At 38.4% G+C, this 14,158-nt stretch carries 10 protein-coding genes; 5 read left to right on the forward strand and 5 right to left on the reverse strand.

Annotated elements, in window-relative coordinates:
* On the reverse strand, positions 1-262 hold a 262-nt coding region (locus M028_RS29990; protein WP_035424141.1), incomplete at its 3' end, for an aromatic amino acid lyase.
* A gap of 394 nt (positions 263-656) precedes the next feature.
* Here M028_RS29990 and M028_RS0113190 point away from each other — a divergent pair.
* Entirely contained in the window at positions 657-2,360 is a 1,704-nt protein-coding gene (locus M028_RS0113190) for a sigma-54 interaction domain-containing protein (protein ID WP_026574288.1), read from the forward strand.
* Between the two features lie 152 nt (positions 2,361-2,512).
* On the opposite strand, the gene M028_RS0113195 is transcribed toward M028_RS0113190, so the two are convergent.
* From M028_RS0113195 to pruA, 3 genes are all read right to left on the reverse strand, one after another.
* Positions 2,513-3,493: a proline dehydrogenase family protein gene (locus M028_RS0113195; protein WP_081810746.1), complete on the reverse strand. Its 981-nt coding sequence runs from the start codon at positions 3,491-3,493 to the stop codon at positions 2,513-2,515.
* Between the two features lie 74 nt (positions 3,494-3,567).
* The gene (locus M028_RS33355; RefSeq protein ID WP_197031417.1) at positions 3,568-3,723 is read right to left on the reverse strand and encodes a hypothetical protein; all 156 of its coding nucleotides are present in this window, start codon (positions 3,721-3,723) and stop codon (positions 3,568-3,570) included.
* A gap of 45 nt (positions 3,724-3,768) precedes the next feature.
* Positions 3,769-5,337, reverse strand: a complete 1,569-nt coding sequence (pruA, locus tag M028_RS0113205) for an L-glutamate gamma-semialdehyde dehydrogenase (protein WP_026574290.1) — start codon at positions 5,335-5,337, stop codon at positions 3,769-3,771.
* Positions 5,338-5,817: 480 nt separating this feature from the next.
* Between pruA and M028_RS0113210 the strand changes: the two genes are divergently transcribed.
* Entirely contained in the window at positions 5,818-7,227 is a 1,410-nt protein-coding gene (locus M028_RS0113210) for an amino acid permease (protein ID WP_026574291.1), read from the forward strand.
* A 25-nt stretch (positions 7,228-7,252) separates the two neighbouring features.
* Positions 7,253-8,737, forward strand: coding sequence for a sodium/proline symporter PutP (gene putP, locus M028_RS0113215; RefSeq protein ID WP_026574292.1), 1,485 nt, complete (start codon positions 7,253-7,255; stop codon positions 8,735-8,737).
* 72 nt (positions 8,738-8,809) lie between these two features.
* Here putP and M028_RS0113220 read toward each other — a convergent pair whose 3' ends face one another.
* The gene (locus M028_RS0113220; protein ID WP_026574293.1) at positions 8,810-10,999 is read right to left on the reverse strand and encodes a DNA topoisomerase III; all 2,190 of its coding nucleotides are present in this window, start codon (positions 10,997-10,999) and stop codon (positions 8,810-8,812) included.
* A 157-nt stretch (positions 11,000-11,156) separates the two neighbouring features.
* On the opposite strand from M028_RS0113220, the gene M028_RS0113225 reads away from it, so the two are divergent.
* On the forward strand, positions 11,157-12,440 hold the full coding sequence (locus tag M028_RS0113225; protein WP_026574294.1) for an MDR family MFS transporter: 1,284 nt from the start codon (positions 11,157-11,159) through the stop codon (positions 12,438-12,440).
* Between the two features lie 315 nt (positions 12,441-12,755).
* The gene (locus tag M028_RS0113230; RefSeq protein ID WP_026574295.1) at positions 12,756-13,988 is read left to right on the forward strand and encodes an aminopeptidase; all 1,233 of its coding nucleotides are present in this window, start codon (positions 12,756-12,758) and stop codon (positions 13,986-13,988) included.
* Positions 13,989-14,158: the final 170 nt, after the last annotated feature.

The raw sequence follows: 14,158 nt of genomic DNA on the forward strand, positions 1-14,158 counted from the left end.
CGCCGACGCCGCATGCATGAGAACGGATCAGATTCAACTGAAGGTCTTGAACATCGTTTTGATCGATTAATACATCACTAAATTTACCGAATCCAGTTGTAATTCCGTAAATCACTCTTCCTTCTGAAACGATTCGATCTACTGCTTCCCTGCTCTTTTTTACTGCTTCCATGCTTTTATCTGATGCTTGGACCTTTTGACCACCATATAATACTTCTTTCATTTCCTTTAACGTTAAACCTTGGCCAGTTAATGTAATCATTTATATCTCTCCTCTACCACTTTAGTATAATAAAGAAAGAGGCTGGATTCCTTTTCACTTAGTTTAGGAGTCCAGCCTCTTTAATAATCATAATGGAATATTTAATTTTTATTATTGGATGTATAAACCGTCTCATTTGTCTCATTCTCCTTTAAAAAATATAAATATTCCTATTCCTATGATAATTATTTTATGTGAAGCAAGCCCTTACTGTCAATGGAATTTTCTGAATTTTAGCACGATAACACTTTAGCACAATAATAAATGAAAGATGGTAATGGTTCTAGACTGCTCCTTTTTAATTTAAACACATTTGTTTTATTATACTTTTAGTAGATAATACTGTAGAAAACATGATACATTTAAAAAAAGCACATAATGAAAGGGGTTTATTATGTTCAATATTGGGCAGATGCAATTAAATAACTCCTTTACTTTAGTTGAGCCGCATACATCTTTGATACATATAAAAAACGAACTTTTAGAGCATGATTTTGTTTTTGTTTCCGGTGAAACCTACTACGCAATCTCAAATAGTGAATACAACCTTATAGCATTAGATGAGGATTCGCTTCCTGTCATCAACTGGATTGAAAAGGTAAATTGGCTCCCTTCCAAAGTTTCTACTATCAATGAACTTTCTACATCAACAACAGATTGGAGACGACCAGTTCTTATAAAGGATAAAGATAAGGGAGATATTATCGGGATTGTGACTGCTAACCAATGGTTTCAGCAACTTGAAGGGGAAAATAAGAAATTATCTTCTTACTTTTATACATTGGCCGAAACAATTAATGATGCAGTCACAGCTGTAGATCAGGAAGGAACTGTTATTTGTTGGAATTCTGTAGCTGAGAGGACATATAGAATTAAGCGAGAGAATATCCTTGGGCAAAAGATTGGAGAACATTTTAAAGCGGAATCCCTTATATTACACCATATATTAAATGAGGGACGGACTGTTCGCGGCGCCTATCATCGCCCCAATAACGATACTCACGTACTGATAAATGCTTCTCCTATTATAAAGGATAATACCATTATTGGTGGTATTGCGATCGAGCGCGATATTACTGGATTCGTTCGATTAAACGAGGAACTTGACTCGTCGCTTCCTTCGCTAATTGATCAAGAAAAGCCTTTTGATTCAATCATTGGAGTAAGTTCAGAAATTCAACAAGCATTACAAATTGCACAAAAAGTTGCCTCTGCTGATATTCCCGTTCTGTTAACCGGGGAACCTGGAACGGGAAAAGAGATGCTGGCCCATGCGATCCATTATGGCGGTTCAAAAAACACTGGACCTTTTGTAACAGTCAATTGTTCAACGATTCCTTCTGGCCTTTTAGAGACCGAATTATTCGGGTACCAGGAAGGAGTTTTTACAACCGATCGAAAGGTCGGACAAGCCGGAAAAATCGAACAAGCATGTAATGGAACTTTGTTTCTTGAAGAAGTCGACAAAATGCCATTGGATATTCAAGAGAAATTCCTAAATTACTTGGAACATCAATCCTTTTATCGAGTGGGTGGATCTGAATTAATTACAACAAACACACGGATTATTGCTTCTACTTCTCAACCATTAGAGTCCATGGCAAAGGATGGGGAATTTAACGAAACCCTTTATTATCGTTTAACTGTAATTAACATTGATATCCCTCCTTTACGTAAAAGAACAGAGGATATTATTAAACTTGTTCAACAATTTATACTTGAATTTAGTTCTAAGTATAAGAAACCCATTCCGGAAATTACTCCTAAGGTAATGACCCTTTTGATGAACTATGATTGGCCAGGAAATATCCGCGAGCTCCGCAATGTCATTGAACGCTTTATCATTCTTAATGATGAAAATATAATTACTCTTCATCATCTTCCCAAAAATATAATTGACACTTATTCTGGAGATAACAGCAAGGTTCCAAGCCAAAAGGAAACATCACTAAAGGAACGTGCACCAATAAAAGATGAGGCATTGATCATTGAGGAAGCTTTACGGAAAACTTATGGAAACAAGAGTGCAGCTGCCAAATTACTCGGTATCTCAAGGGGAACACTTTATAATAAGATTAAAGAGTATGAGCTTAACTGAGGTAAGGTTAAAAACAAAAGATATTCCCAATTCCATGGCCGATGTTCCCGCATCGGTCATTATTTGTTTTAGATGTCCTATAAACGGAGAATTCCAGGCAAAAAAAAGGCGCTTTCTGTAATCAGAAATGCGCCAAAAACGGAACAAAGTATTTATTTCCTTTTTTTATTACCCACAGTCAGTCTACCCATAAAAAATGCTCCTGCGGCTAAGCCAACCATTGTGTTGGTTTTTTTGTTAAATACTTGTTTAGCAACAAGATTTAAGTTTTGCGGTCTTTCAGCAAGACGGCGCATGAAATAACCGTACCAGTCTTTACCGAAAGGCACATAGGTACAGAAATTGTAGCCTTCATTTGCTAATTTTAGCTGAAGGTCTCTTCTAAAACCATAAAGCATTTGGAATTCAAATTTATCATTCGGAATATCATTCTTTTTAACAAATTGTTTCACATGGTTAATGACTTTATGGTCATGTGTCGCAATGGATGTGAATTTTCCATTTAATAAATGCCATTCAATTAGCTTAATAAAGTTTTTATCGATCTCTTTCTTATCCTGATAAGCATATTGTTCCGGTTCTTTATACGCACCTTTTACAATACGAAGACGATAATTTTTATATTTTTCAAGATTTTCTTGTGCATTAAAGAAATAGGCCTGAATGACCGTACCAACATTATCATATTCCAATGATAATTCTTCTAAAATATCAAAAGAAGGCTGTAGATGTCCATAATCCTCCATATCAAAGTTAACAAAAATGCCATAATTGCTAGCTTGATGAACAATTTCTTTAAGATTTTCCAAACAGAAGTTGTAATCAATATCTAATCCCAATTGTGTTGGTTTTAAAGAGATATGTGCATCTACGTTATTCTTATGAATTGCTTCGATTACCTTTAGAATTTGGTCTCTTGCGGCAATCGCCTCTTCCTTTTTAAAGACAAACTCTCCCAAGTTATCGACCGTGCAAGAGATTCCATTTGCGTTAAGCTCTTTAATGCTTTTAATCGTTTCTTCAATATTTGTACCTGCAACAACACTTTGTGCCCCTAGTTTCAATCCATACTTTTTAGCCGCACTATTAAGAAATTGGTTTTGGGATAATCCCATAAAAATATCTTTTAACATCACCATTACTCCTTCTTGTTGTTATATATTAGGATATCAATTTCAACAAATTACACTTTTATCATTTTGTTATTTTAGTAGGATTCAACTAAATAAGAATCATTAAAATAAACAACATTTGAAAGGATTTTATAACCCTGAATTTTCCCGAAAGCCTCATTTGCTTCTTTTTTAGTGTCAAACTCAAACATTTGAATATTGTTCTTTGAATAAGCAGTAATGATCCACATGGAATATTCCCTCCAAGTAAAAATGACTTTAGGGGCTCACCCTTCTTAAAGTGTTTCGCTTGTTGTTTTTGCCTGCATGTGAAGAATCAGATAATCAGGGCCTCCTGCCTTCGAGTCCGTTCCTGACATATTAAATCCGCCAAATGGCTGGTAACCGACAATCGCTCCCGTACAGCCGCGATTGAAATAAAGATTTCCTACATGGAATTCTCGTTTTGCCCGCTCAATATGTTCACGATTGTTCGTAATTAATGCACCAGTTAGGCCGTAATCCGTATTATTTGCAATTTCCATCATATGGTCGAAATCTCTCGCCTTACAAAAAGCGAGAACCGGTCCAAAGATTTCTTCCTGCATCAGACGTGCTTTTTCGTCCACATCTGCTATGATGGTTGGCTGAATAAAGTACCCTTTGGAGTCGTCCCCTTCTCCTCCTGTCATTAATCTGCCTTCTTCCTTACCAATTCCGATATATTTCATGATTTTGTTATAAGAAGACTGGCTGATCACAGGGCCCATATAGGAATTGGCATCTTCCGGGTTTCCGACGGATAACGTGTTGGTTAATGCCACTGCTTTTTCCAACACTTCATCATAAACATCCTGATGTACAACTGCACGGGAGCCTGCAGAACACTTTTGTCCAGAGAATCCAAAGGCGGAATAAACAATCGAAGAAGCTGCAAGATCCAAATCAGCATCTTTATCCACAACTACTGTATCTTTTCCACCCATTTCTGCAATTACACGCTTCAACCAAATTTGGCCTGGATGTACTTTTGCAGCACGCTCATAAATCCGGCAGCCAACTTCACGGGAACCTGTGAAAGAGATGAACCGGGTTTTCGGGTGATCAATAAGGTAATCCCCCATTTCAGAACTATCTCCAGGAACAAAGTTCAGCACCCCTTGAGGCAAACCTGCTTCTTCCATGATCTCTACAAATTTTGCTGCGACAACAGGTGTATTGGCAGATGGTTTAAGAAGTACAGTGTTTCCTGCTACAATCGCTGCAGTCACTGTTCCTGCCATAATCGCTAATGGGAAGTTAAACGGTGAAATGATAATACCTACACCAAGTGGGATGTAATGAAACTTGTTAATTTCTCCGTCTCGGCTGTTAACTGGTACCCCATCTTTTAATTGCACCATCTGACGGGCATAGAATTCAAGAAAATCGATCGCTTCTGCTGTATCTGCATCCGCTTCTCTCCAAGGCTTTCCGGCTTCCTTAACAAGGTAAGCTGAAAATTCATGTTTACGACTGCGAAGGATTCTTGCTGCACGGAATAAGATGTTTGCCCGCTCTTCCGGATCATGGTTTTTCCATGTTTCAAATGTTGAAAGGGCGGCTTGCATTGCTTTTTCAGCCAACTCTTGATTTGCTTTTGAAACCGTTCCAATGACTTCTTCCTTATTACTAGGGTTTACCGATATTGTCTGTTTATCTGTTTTAATACGTTCCCCTCCGATCACAAGCGGATACTCTCCGCCCAATTGTGACTGGACAAGCGTTAATGCTTTTTCAAATGCATTTTTGTTTTCTTTTGTTGTGAAATCTGTAAACGGTTCATGTTTATAGGGTGCAATCGTATTTTGATAATCTGTAATCATTTGATTCTCTCCCTTATTACAAGATTTTTAATATATTTAATATTCAAATTCAACACAAATATATTATAAACATCTTTCAACACACTTGTATATTACTTTTTACAAAAATTGTTTAAATTAATTTTTATTATACAATTATGTTTAATTTTAAAAGAATTTTTGAACAATTATGTGCAAAATAAAACTACCATTCTAAATTTATACGATAAAATCAAATTTAAATTGAAAAAATATTATATTTTATAATCAACCATTAACAAAAATGTATTGGATAATTTACAGATTGACAGCATCGGACAACAATGTATAAAATGTGTTCATAGAAAAGACTATAAATTTATAATTCTCTGAAATATCCAATTGATCTATAGGGTATTTTAATTAGAATTTGGAAGGGTTTTCATTTACTTTTTCTACGATAAAGAAATTGAACACCTTTCAATTATTTTTGGATAATCAGTTAATTGAGGAGGATGGTTAATGCATCATCAACAAACAGAGTTACAGAAAGGGTTAAAAATTCGGCATATTACAATGATTTCTCTGGGGGGAATTATTGGGGCTGGACTGTTTATCGGAAGCGGATCCTTAATTAATATGGCTGGACCGGCCTCCATCTTCTCCTATGCATTCGCAGGGCTGCTTGTGGTTTTGGTTATGCGGATGCTAGGAGAAATGTCCATAGTCAATCCATCAAGTGGTTCTTTTGCTACCTATGCCCGGGAAGCGCTGGGCCAATGGGCTGGTTATACAATCGGGTGGCTATACTGGTTCTTCTGGGTAATCGTCATTGCAGTTGAATCGATTGCAGGTGCAAATATTATCCAATACTGGTTTCCTTCTTTGCCTTCTTGGTCGCTTAGCCTTTTGCTTACCTTTTTATTAACGTTGACAAACATGTACTCTGTTAAATCGTTTGGTGAGTTTGAGTACTGGTTTTCTCTTATCAAAGTAGTGAGTATTGGCTTATTTTTGATTCTTGGCGGGGCTATTATATTCGGACTTATACCAGGGGTCGAATCCCCCGGAACCTCAAATCTTCTACATCGAGGCGGATTCTTACCGAATGGAATTAGTTCTATATTTTTGGGAATTACTCTTGTTATGTTTTCCTTTATGGGAAGTGAAATTGTCGCAACCGCCGCAGGAGAAACAAAAAACCCTGAAAAAGCTATTACTGTTGCAACAAACAGCGTTATTTATCGGATTCTCATTTTTTATCTAGGTTCAATTTTAGTGCTGGTTACAATTCTCCCATGGGATTCTCATACCCTGCTGAAAAATCCCTTTGTTTCTGTACTTGAGATTTTAAAAATACCTGCTGCAGCTCAAATCATGAATTTTATTGTGTTGACTGCTGTACTTTCGTGTTTGAATTCTGGTCTTTACACGAGCTCGCGTATGTTGCTTACGATGGCACAAAACGGAGACGCCCCCCGAATGTTTTTAAAGATCAACAAAAAAGGTGTACCGCTTCAAGCCATCTTGGGCTGTACCGCAATCTCCTATATTAGCGTAGGATTTAATTACCTATCTCCTGATAAAATATTTCTCTTCTTAGTCAATGCTTCTGGAGGAGTTGCGCTACTTGTTTACCTAGTAATCGCCTTCTCACAACTACGTATGAGAAGAAAATATGAAAAAGAGAACCCTGAAGCACTGAAAATAAAAATGTGGTTATTTCCTTATTTGACATACGCTACTATTCTTGCAATCATTGTTCTTTTTATCGCGATGGCATTTATTAATTCACTACGTTCACAATTCTTTTTAACGACCCTCATCGCTCTATTTGTTATCGGCTCTTTCTTTGTCAGCAAAAACAAAAAATCAATAGATTTATTACCAGAAAAACAAAAACAAATGTCTCTCCATTCAAAAGCGGAGTAGATGTTAAAAACAAGGGGGAAAATGTATGAACCATGAAACGTTACAATTGATCTCAATAGGGATTTACTTAGCCGGGATGCTGTTAATCGGTTGGTATGCATATCGAAAGACAAGCAATCTCACGGATTACATGCTTGGCGGCCGTTCGTTGGGGCCAGCTGTAACCGCTTTAAGTGCCGGAGCTGCAGATATGAGCGGCTGGTTACTAATGGGTCTGCCTGGCGGTATTTATGTTACTGGTCTTGCAAGCGCATGGATTGCTATCGGGCTGACAATTGGTGCTTACCTGAACTGGAAACTCGTTGCACCACGCCTGCGCTCTTATACACAGGTCGCAAATGATTCCATCACCATTCCAAGCTTCTTAGAAAACCGTTTTAAAGACAACACAAAATTACTTCGGATTGTTTCAGGTATTGTTATTCTTATTTTCTTTACTTTTTATGTATCATCAGGAATGGTTTCCGGTGCAGTCTTTTTCCAAAGCTCCTTTGGGACAAGCTATCATACTGGTCTTTATATCGTGGGCGGCGTTGTTGTTGCCTATACTTTATTCGGCGGCTTCCTTGCCGTAAGTTATACCGACTTTATTCAAGGATTAATGATGCTGCTTGCCTTATTATTTGTTCCGCTTCTTGGGATTTTTAAAACAGGCGGCCCTGCGGAAACATTTGAAACCATCCGCCACATTGACCCAACATTACTCGATTGGTTCAAAGGTACAACTTTCGTAGGAATCATTTCTGCAATGGCTTGGGGCCTTGGATACTTTGGCCAGCCGCATATTATTGTGCGCTTTATGGCAATTAGTACTGTTAAAGAAACAAAAAGCGCCCGCCGTATTGGTATGAGCTGGATGATTATTACTTTAATTGGAACAATCTTCACCGGTTTAATTGGTAAAGCTTATTTCTATCATAATGCTGCACATAAACTAGACAATCCAGAAGCTGTATTCATTCAGTTAAGCCAGATCTTTTTCCACCCATTATTTGCAGGATTTGCTTTAGCTGCCATTCTTGCTGCTGTTATGAGTACGATTTCTTCGCAATTAATCGTTACCTCCAGTGCGTTAATTGAAGATTTGTATAAGGTTGTAGTCCGTAAAGATGCTAAGGATAAAGAACTTGTATTCTTAGGAAGAATGGCTGTGTTAATTGTCGCTGTTGTTGCTTCCGCTCTTGCCTTCAAGCAAAATAGCACAATTTTAAGCCTTGTTGCTTATGCCTGGGCAGGATTTGGAGCTTCTTTCGGTCCAATCATTCTTTTAAGCTTATTCTGGAAAAAGATGAACAACTGGGGCGCCCTCTTTGGAATGATCGTTGGTGCCGTTACCGTAATCATATGGAAAAATGTTGGCCTTGGGGACACCCTTTATGAAATCGTTCCAGGCTTCGTCCTTAACTTTATCGTTTCTGTTATCGTCAGCTTGGCTACACATAAGAAAAACGATGAAATTGAAAAAGAATTTGATGAAAGTGTCCGTTTGTTGAAGCAAGAATCAGCATAATGTAACTGTTACTACTTAAAATTGAAGGGGGCTATTCATAATCTTTATGAATAGCCCCCTTTAGTATGATACCTAATCAAACTTAAGCCCTTTTAATGCTTCTGCCAATGCATTATTCAATGGTTCGTCCTCTTTGTTTTGGTTTTTTAAATACTTTTGTACTGTGCGTTTATCTACTTTTCCACCTGATTCTTTTTTGCGGCGTGCTTCGAAAGCTGATAGTTTTTCACGGTATCCACATTTACATGCAAAAATTTGGCCCTCGCCTTCGCCGCGTAGCTCTAGTTTTTTATGGCATTGGGGGCAGCGTGCATTGGTGACGCGCGAGACATTTTTACGATGTCCACATTCACGGTCTTGACAAACGAGCATTTTGCCTTTCTTCCCGTTAACCTCCAGCATTGGCTTTCCACAGTCCGGACAATTTTTTGTAGAGATATTGTCATGCTTGTATTTTTTATTACTTGCTTTAATTTCAGCCACAATCTCTTTTGTGTAGTTTTTCATTTCGCTAATAAACACATCTTTTTTCAACTTACCATGGGCAATTTGATCAAGCTTTTGTTCCCACTCCGCAGTCAAAGTAGGAGACTTTAGCTCTTCAGGCACTAGATCCAACAATTGACGGCCTTTAGAAGTAATATGAATGTCTTTGCCACGTTTTTCGATTAAGAATGAATTAAATAACTTATCAATAATGTCTGCACGCGTAGCAACCGTACCTAGTCCACCTGTCGATTTTAATGTTTCAGCCAGTTGTTTATTTTTTGTTTCCATATACTTCGTAGGGTTTTCCATAGCCGAAAGTAATGTTGCTTCATTAAAACGTGCAGGCGGATTGGTTTGACCAGATGTTTGGGCGATTAGTTTTACGTTTAATGTGTAGCCTTTTTCGATGCGAGGTAATATCTGTTCCTTTAGATCATCTGCTGCATCCTCATCTTCAAAGCGATCTTCGTATACTTCTTTCCAGCCAGTCGCTAAAATCGTTTTTCCCCTTGCAACGAAGTTCTCATCCCCGATTTTTGCACGAAGTGTTAATTGCTCATATTCGAATGCCGGGAATAAAACGGCCAAGAATCGTTTCACCACTAAGTCATAAATTTTTCGCTCTTTATCCGTGAAGGCTGAGAAATTTACATAGCCTTCTGTTGGAATAATGGCATGGTGATCGGATACTTTGCTATCATCTACGAACGCTTTCGAAGCTTTTATCGGCTTGCTTAAGATTTTATTGGTTAATGGACGATATTCCCCTACTCCACATGCTCGCAAACGCTCTGGAAGCGTTCCTACAATATCCGAAGAAAGATAGCGCGAGTCTGTACGAGGATACGTTAAGACTTTATGCTGCTCGTATAGTTTTTGCATGATGTTTAACGTTTCCTTTGCAGAGTAACCAAAGATTTTATTCGCATCACGCTGTAATTCTGTTAAATCATAAAGACCTGGAGAAAATGACTTCTTTGGCTTTTTCTCGATTTCTTTTACAAGCGCATTTTGTTTGCCTAGTTTTCTCACAATCGCATCAATTTTCTCCTTATCAAAGCTGCGGCTGTTCCCTTTTGCATCTTGCCAAGTCAGCTTTAAATGATCTGCCGTTTGGGCTTCGATGCCGTAATAGGTTTGCGCTTTGAAATTTTTGATTTCGTCTTCACGAGCTGCAATCATCGCAACAGTAGGAGTTTGCACACGTCCGCAGTTAAGTTGGGCATTGAACCTGGTGGTTAATGCGCGGGTTGCATTAAGGCCGATATACCAATCCGCTTCTGAGCGCGCGACAGCTGAAGCATATAAATTATCATAAGACTTGCCAGGCTTCAAATTGGCGAAGCCGTCTTTAATCGCTTTATCGGTAACAGAAGAAATCCATAGACGTTTAATCGGTTTATTGACTTTCACTTTATCAATGATCCAGCGCGCAACTAATTCTCCTTCTCTCCCCGCATCTGTAGCCACGATGATTTCTTTGACATCATTTCTTATTAGTTGGCTTTTCACTGCATTAAACTGTTTGCCTGTTTGCTTAATGACGGTCAGCTTTAAACGATCCGGCAGCATTGGCAGATCTTCTAAATTCCAAGTTTTATATTTCACATCGTAGCTTTCGGGGTCAGCAAGTGTGACTAAATGTCCGAGTGCCCACGTAACAATGTATTTATCTCCTTCAAGGTATCCGTTTCCTTTTTTATTACAATTCAGCACGCGAGCAATATCACGTGCGACAGAAGGTTTTTCAGCAATAACAACGCTTTTTGCCATTTTTTAAACATCCTTTCGAATTTCAGGTAAGTTAACTATAGCATACGTTTCAAATGGATTCAGGTATTCCGAAGATTCCAATACATAAAGGTCTTGAAACTAATTCCAGCAGGATAGTATGATGTAATGGCTTACATGAATGGAATGGAGATTTTTTATGAGAATTAGAGATTGGGACCGTAATTTAAAGGTCCGTTTATTTGCTGAAGCGATGATGAATATTACCTTTTGGATGTTCTTTCCGTTTTTGACCATTTACTTTGCAGATGAATTTGGTAAAAATAAAGCCGGAATTTTATTGGTCTTTTCGCAAGTTTTCTCGGTTCTGGCCAATCTGATGGGAGGCTATTGTGCCGACCGCTTTGGCCGAAAACGAATGATGGTTCTTTCTGCAATTGGTCAAGGTCTTTCTTTTATCATATTTGGAGCTTCCAGCTCACCGTGGCTTGACTCGCCATGGATTGGCTTTATTTCCTTTGCGATTGCCGGAGTTTTTGGTGCTTTCTATTGGCCCGCAAGCCAGGCGATGGTGGCAGATGTCGTGGAGGAGAAAGACCGAGGGAATGTCTTTGCGATTTTTTATACTTCGATTAATATCGCCGTCGTTATTGGACCAATCTTAGGTGCAATTTTTTATGTGAATTACCGCTTTCAGCTTTTACTCGTTGCTGGTATTGTCTGTATTATGCTAGGGTTAATCCTGGCAAAATGGACCCGGGAAACTGCACCATTAAAGAAAACAACTTCTATTGATGTGGATGGGAAATGGTATTACTTTTTACAAAACCAGCTTCGCGACTATTCACTGATTATTAAAGATAAAACGTTTCTACTGTTTATTCTTGCAGGTGTCCTGGCTGGGCAAACCTTTATGCAGTTGGATTTATTAATTCCCATTTATATGAAAGATGTTATCAAAAATCAAAGCCTGATTTCGTTCGGCAGCTGGTCCTTTTCTATTAAAGGGGAGCAGGCATTTGGGATTGTATTAGCGGAAAACGGGCTCCTTGTCGCATTATTGACCGTTTATGTTACGAAATGGATGAGCAAATACAAAGAACGTAATGTATTTATTCTATCTTCTATTATGTATACCATAGCGATTTTGCTCTTTAGCGGAACGGTGTGGATCTGGGGATTTATTTTTGCCATGGCAATTTTTACATTTGGTGAATTAATGGCCGCCGGACTTCAGCAAAGCTTTGTATCCAAGCTTGCACCCGAACATATGAGGGGACAATACTTTGCTGCCGCCAGTTTACGGTTTACAATTAGCCGTACCATTGCCCCAATCTTTATCCCGATGACGGTGTGGATTGGGTATCACTGGACATTTTTCTTCCTATCGATTGTGGCTTTAATCAGCGCTGGTTTCTATTGGCTCATGTTTTATTTTTTTGAAAAACAAATACCCCAAAAACGTTCAAAAAACTTTCTATAAATTGTACTAAAATGTTCACATTTCCCTCTTTTACTATTATAATTAACTTGTAAAGGTTTTCTATTATTAAAGGCGGTGGAATGTATGGATGGGTCACAATTTTTGTCTCCAACATCAATTTCAGGCATTATTACTTTTCTAGTTCTATTTTCCGCAGGGGTTTATTTTAATATAAAAGTATACGGTTCTAAACTACAGTAAAGATAAATAATCTTTACTGTTTTTTTATTTCGGCCCCTAATGGCTGCTAGTTTCTTTTTCCAATTAAACAAGCTACAATATATATGAAGATTTTGGTAAAGGAGAATACATAATATGAGTGAATTTCAGAAGAACCTTGAAAAATATGCTGAGCTTGCCGTTAAAGTGGGCGTAAATGTTCAAAAGGGCCAAACATTAGTGGTGAATGCTTCCTTAGATGCGGCTGAATTTGTTCGTCTTGTGGTAAAGAAAGCCTATGAAGTTGGTGCATTCAATGTTGTTGTCAATTGGACTGATGACTTCGTTTCTCGTACAAAATATGATTTAGCACCTCATGAAGCCTTTCAAGAATATCCTGCCTGGCGTGCAAAAGAAACAGAGGAACTTGCCGAAAAAGGCGCAGCTTTTATGTCTGTTATTTCTTCTAGCCCAGACCTTTTAAAAGGAGTCAATCCTGAACGAATCTCAAATTTCCAAAAAGCGGCTGGTACCGCATTAGCCAAATACCGCCAGGCGATTCAATCCGATAAAGTAAGCTGGACCGTTGTTGCTGCGGCATCTCCTGCATGGGCTGCAAAAGTATTCCCAGATGTACGAAGCGAACAGCAAGTTGAAAAACTTTGGGAAGCAATTTTTAAAGCAACTCGTGCAGATGTTGAAAATCCTGTGGATGCTTGGAAAAAGCATGACGAGAATTTACATGAAAAAGTTCATTATTTAAATGAAAAGAAATATTTGAAGCTGCATTATAAAGCTCCTGGTACCGATTTAACGATTGAACTTCCGAAAAACCATCTTTGGGTTGGGGCAGGAAGTATTAATGAAAACGGTCATGAGTTTATGGCAAACATGCCGACAGAGGAAGTTTTTACGGTTCCGCTTAAAACAGGTGTGAATGGTACAGTTGCCAGCACGAAACCGCTTAGCTATGGCGGCAATATTATTGACCGTTTTTCGATTACGTTTGAAAATGGAAAAATTGTTGGCGTAAAAGCGGAAGAAGGCGAAGAAATTCTGAAGCGTTTGGTTGAGACGGATGAAGGCTCGCATTATCTTGGCGAAGTGGCCCTTGTTCCGTTTAACTCACCGATTTCACAGTCCAATATTTTGTTCTTTAATACCCTGTTTGATGAGAATGCGTCGAATCATTTAGCAATTGGCAGTGCGTATGCGTTCTGTATTGAGGGAGGCAAGAAGATGTCTGCTGATGAATTAAAGGCAAATGGACTAAACCAAAGTATTACCCACGTTGATTTCATGATCGGTTCGGCTGAAATGGATATTGACGGTATTACTGCTGATGGCAAATCAGAGCCAGTATTCCGCGGCGGAAACTGGGCGTTCTAATTGATTATTTGAATGACGGGAAAATGTGTCCTTCGGTTTTTAGTGCCGAAGGACATTTTTTCTTTTTTTGAAACCGGAGAACGTCCTTCATCCGGGCTTTGAAGGACATTTTTTCCATTGGAATCCGAAAAACGTCCTTCATCCGGGCTTTGAAGGACATTTTTTCCATT

This window comes from Bacillus sp. UNC438CL73TsuS30, from assembly GCF_000482325.1.
Lineage (GTDB): Bacteria > Bacillota > Bacilli > Bacillales > Cytobacillaceae > Neobacillus.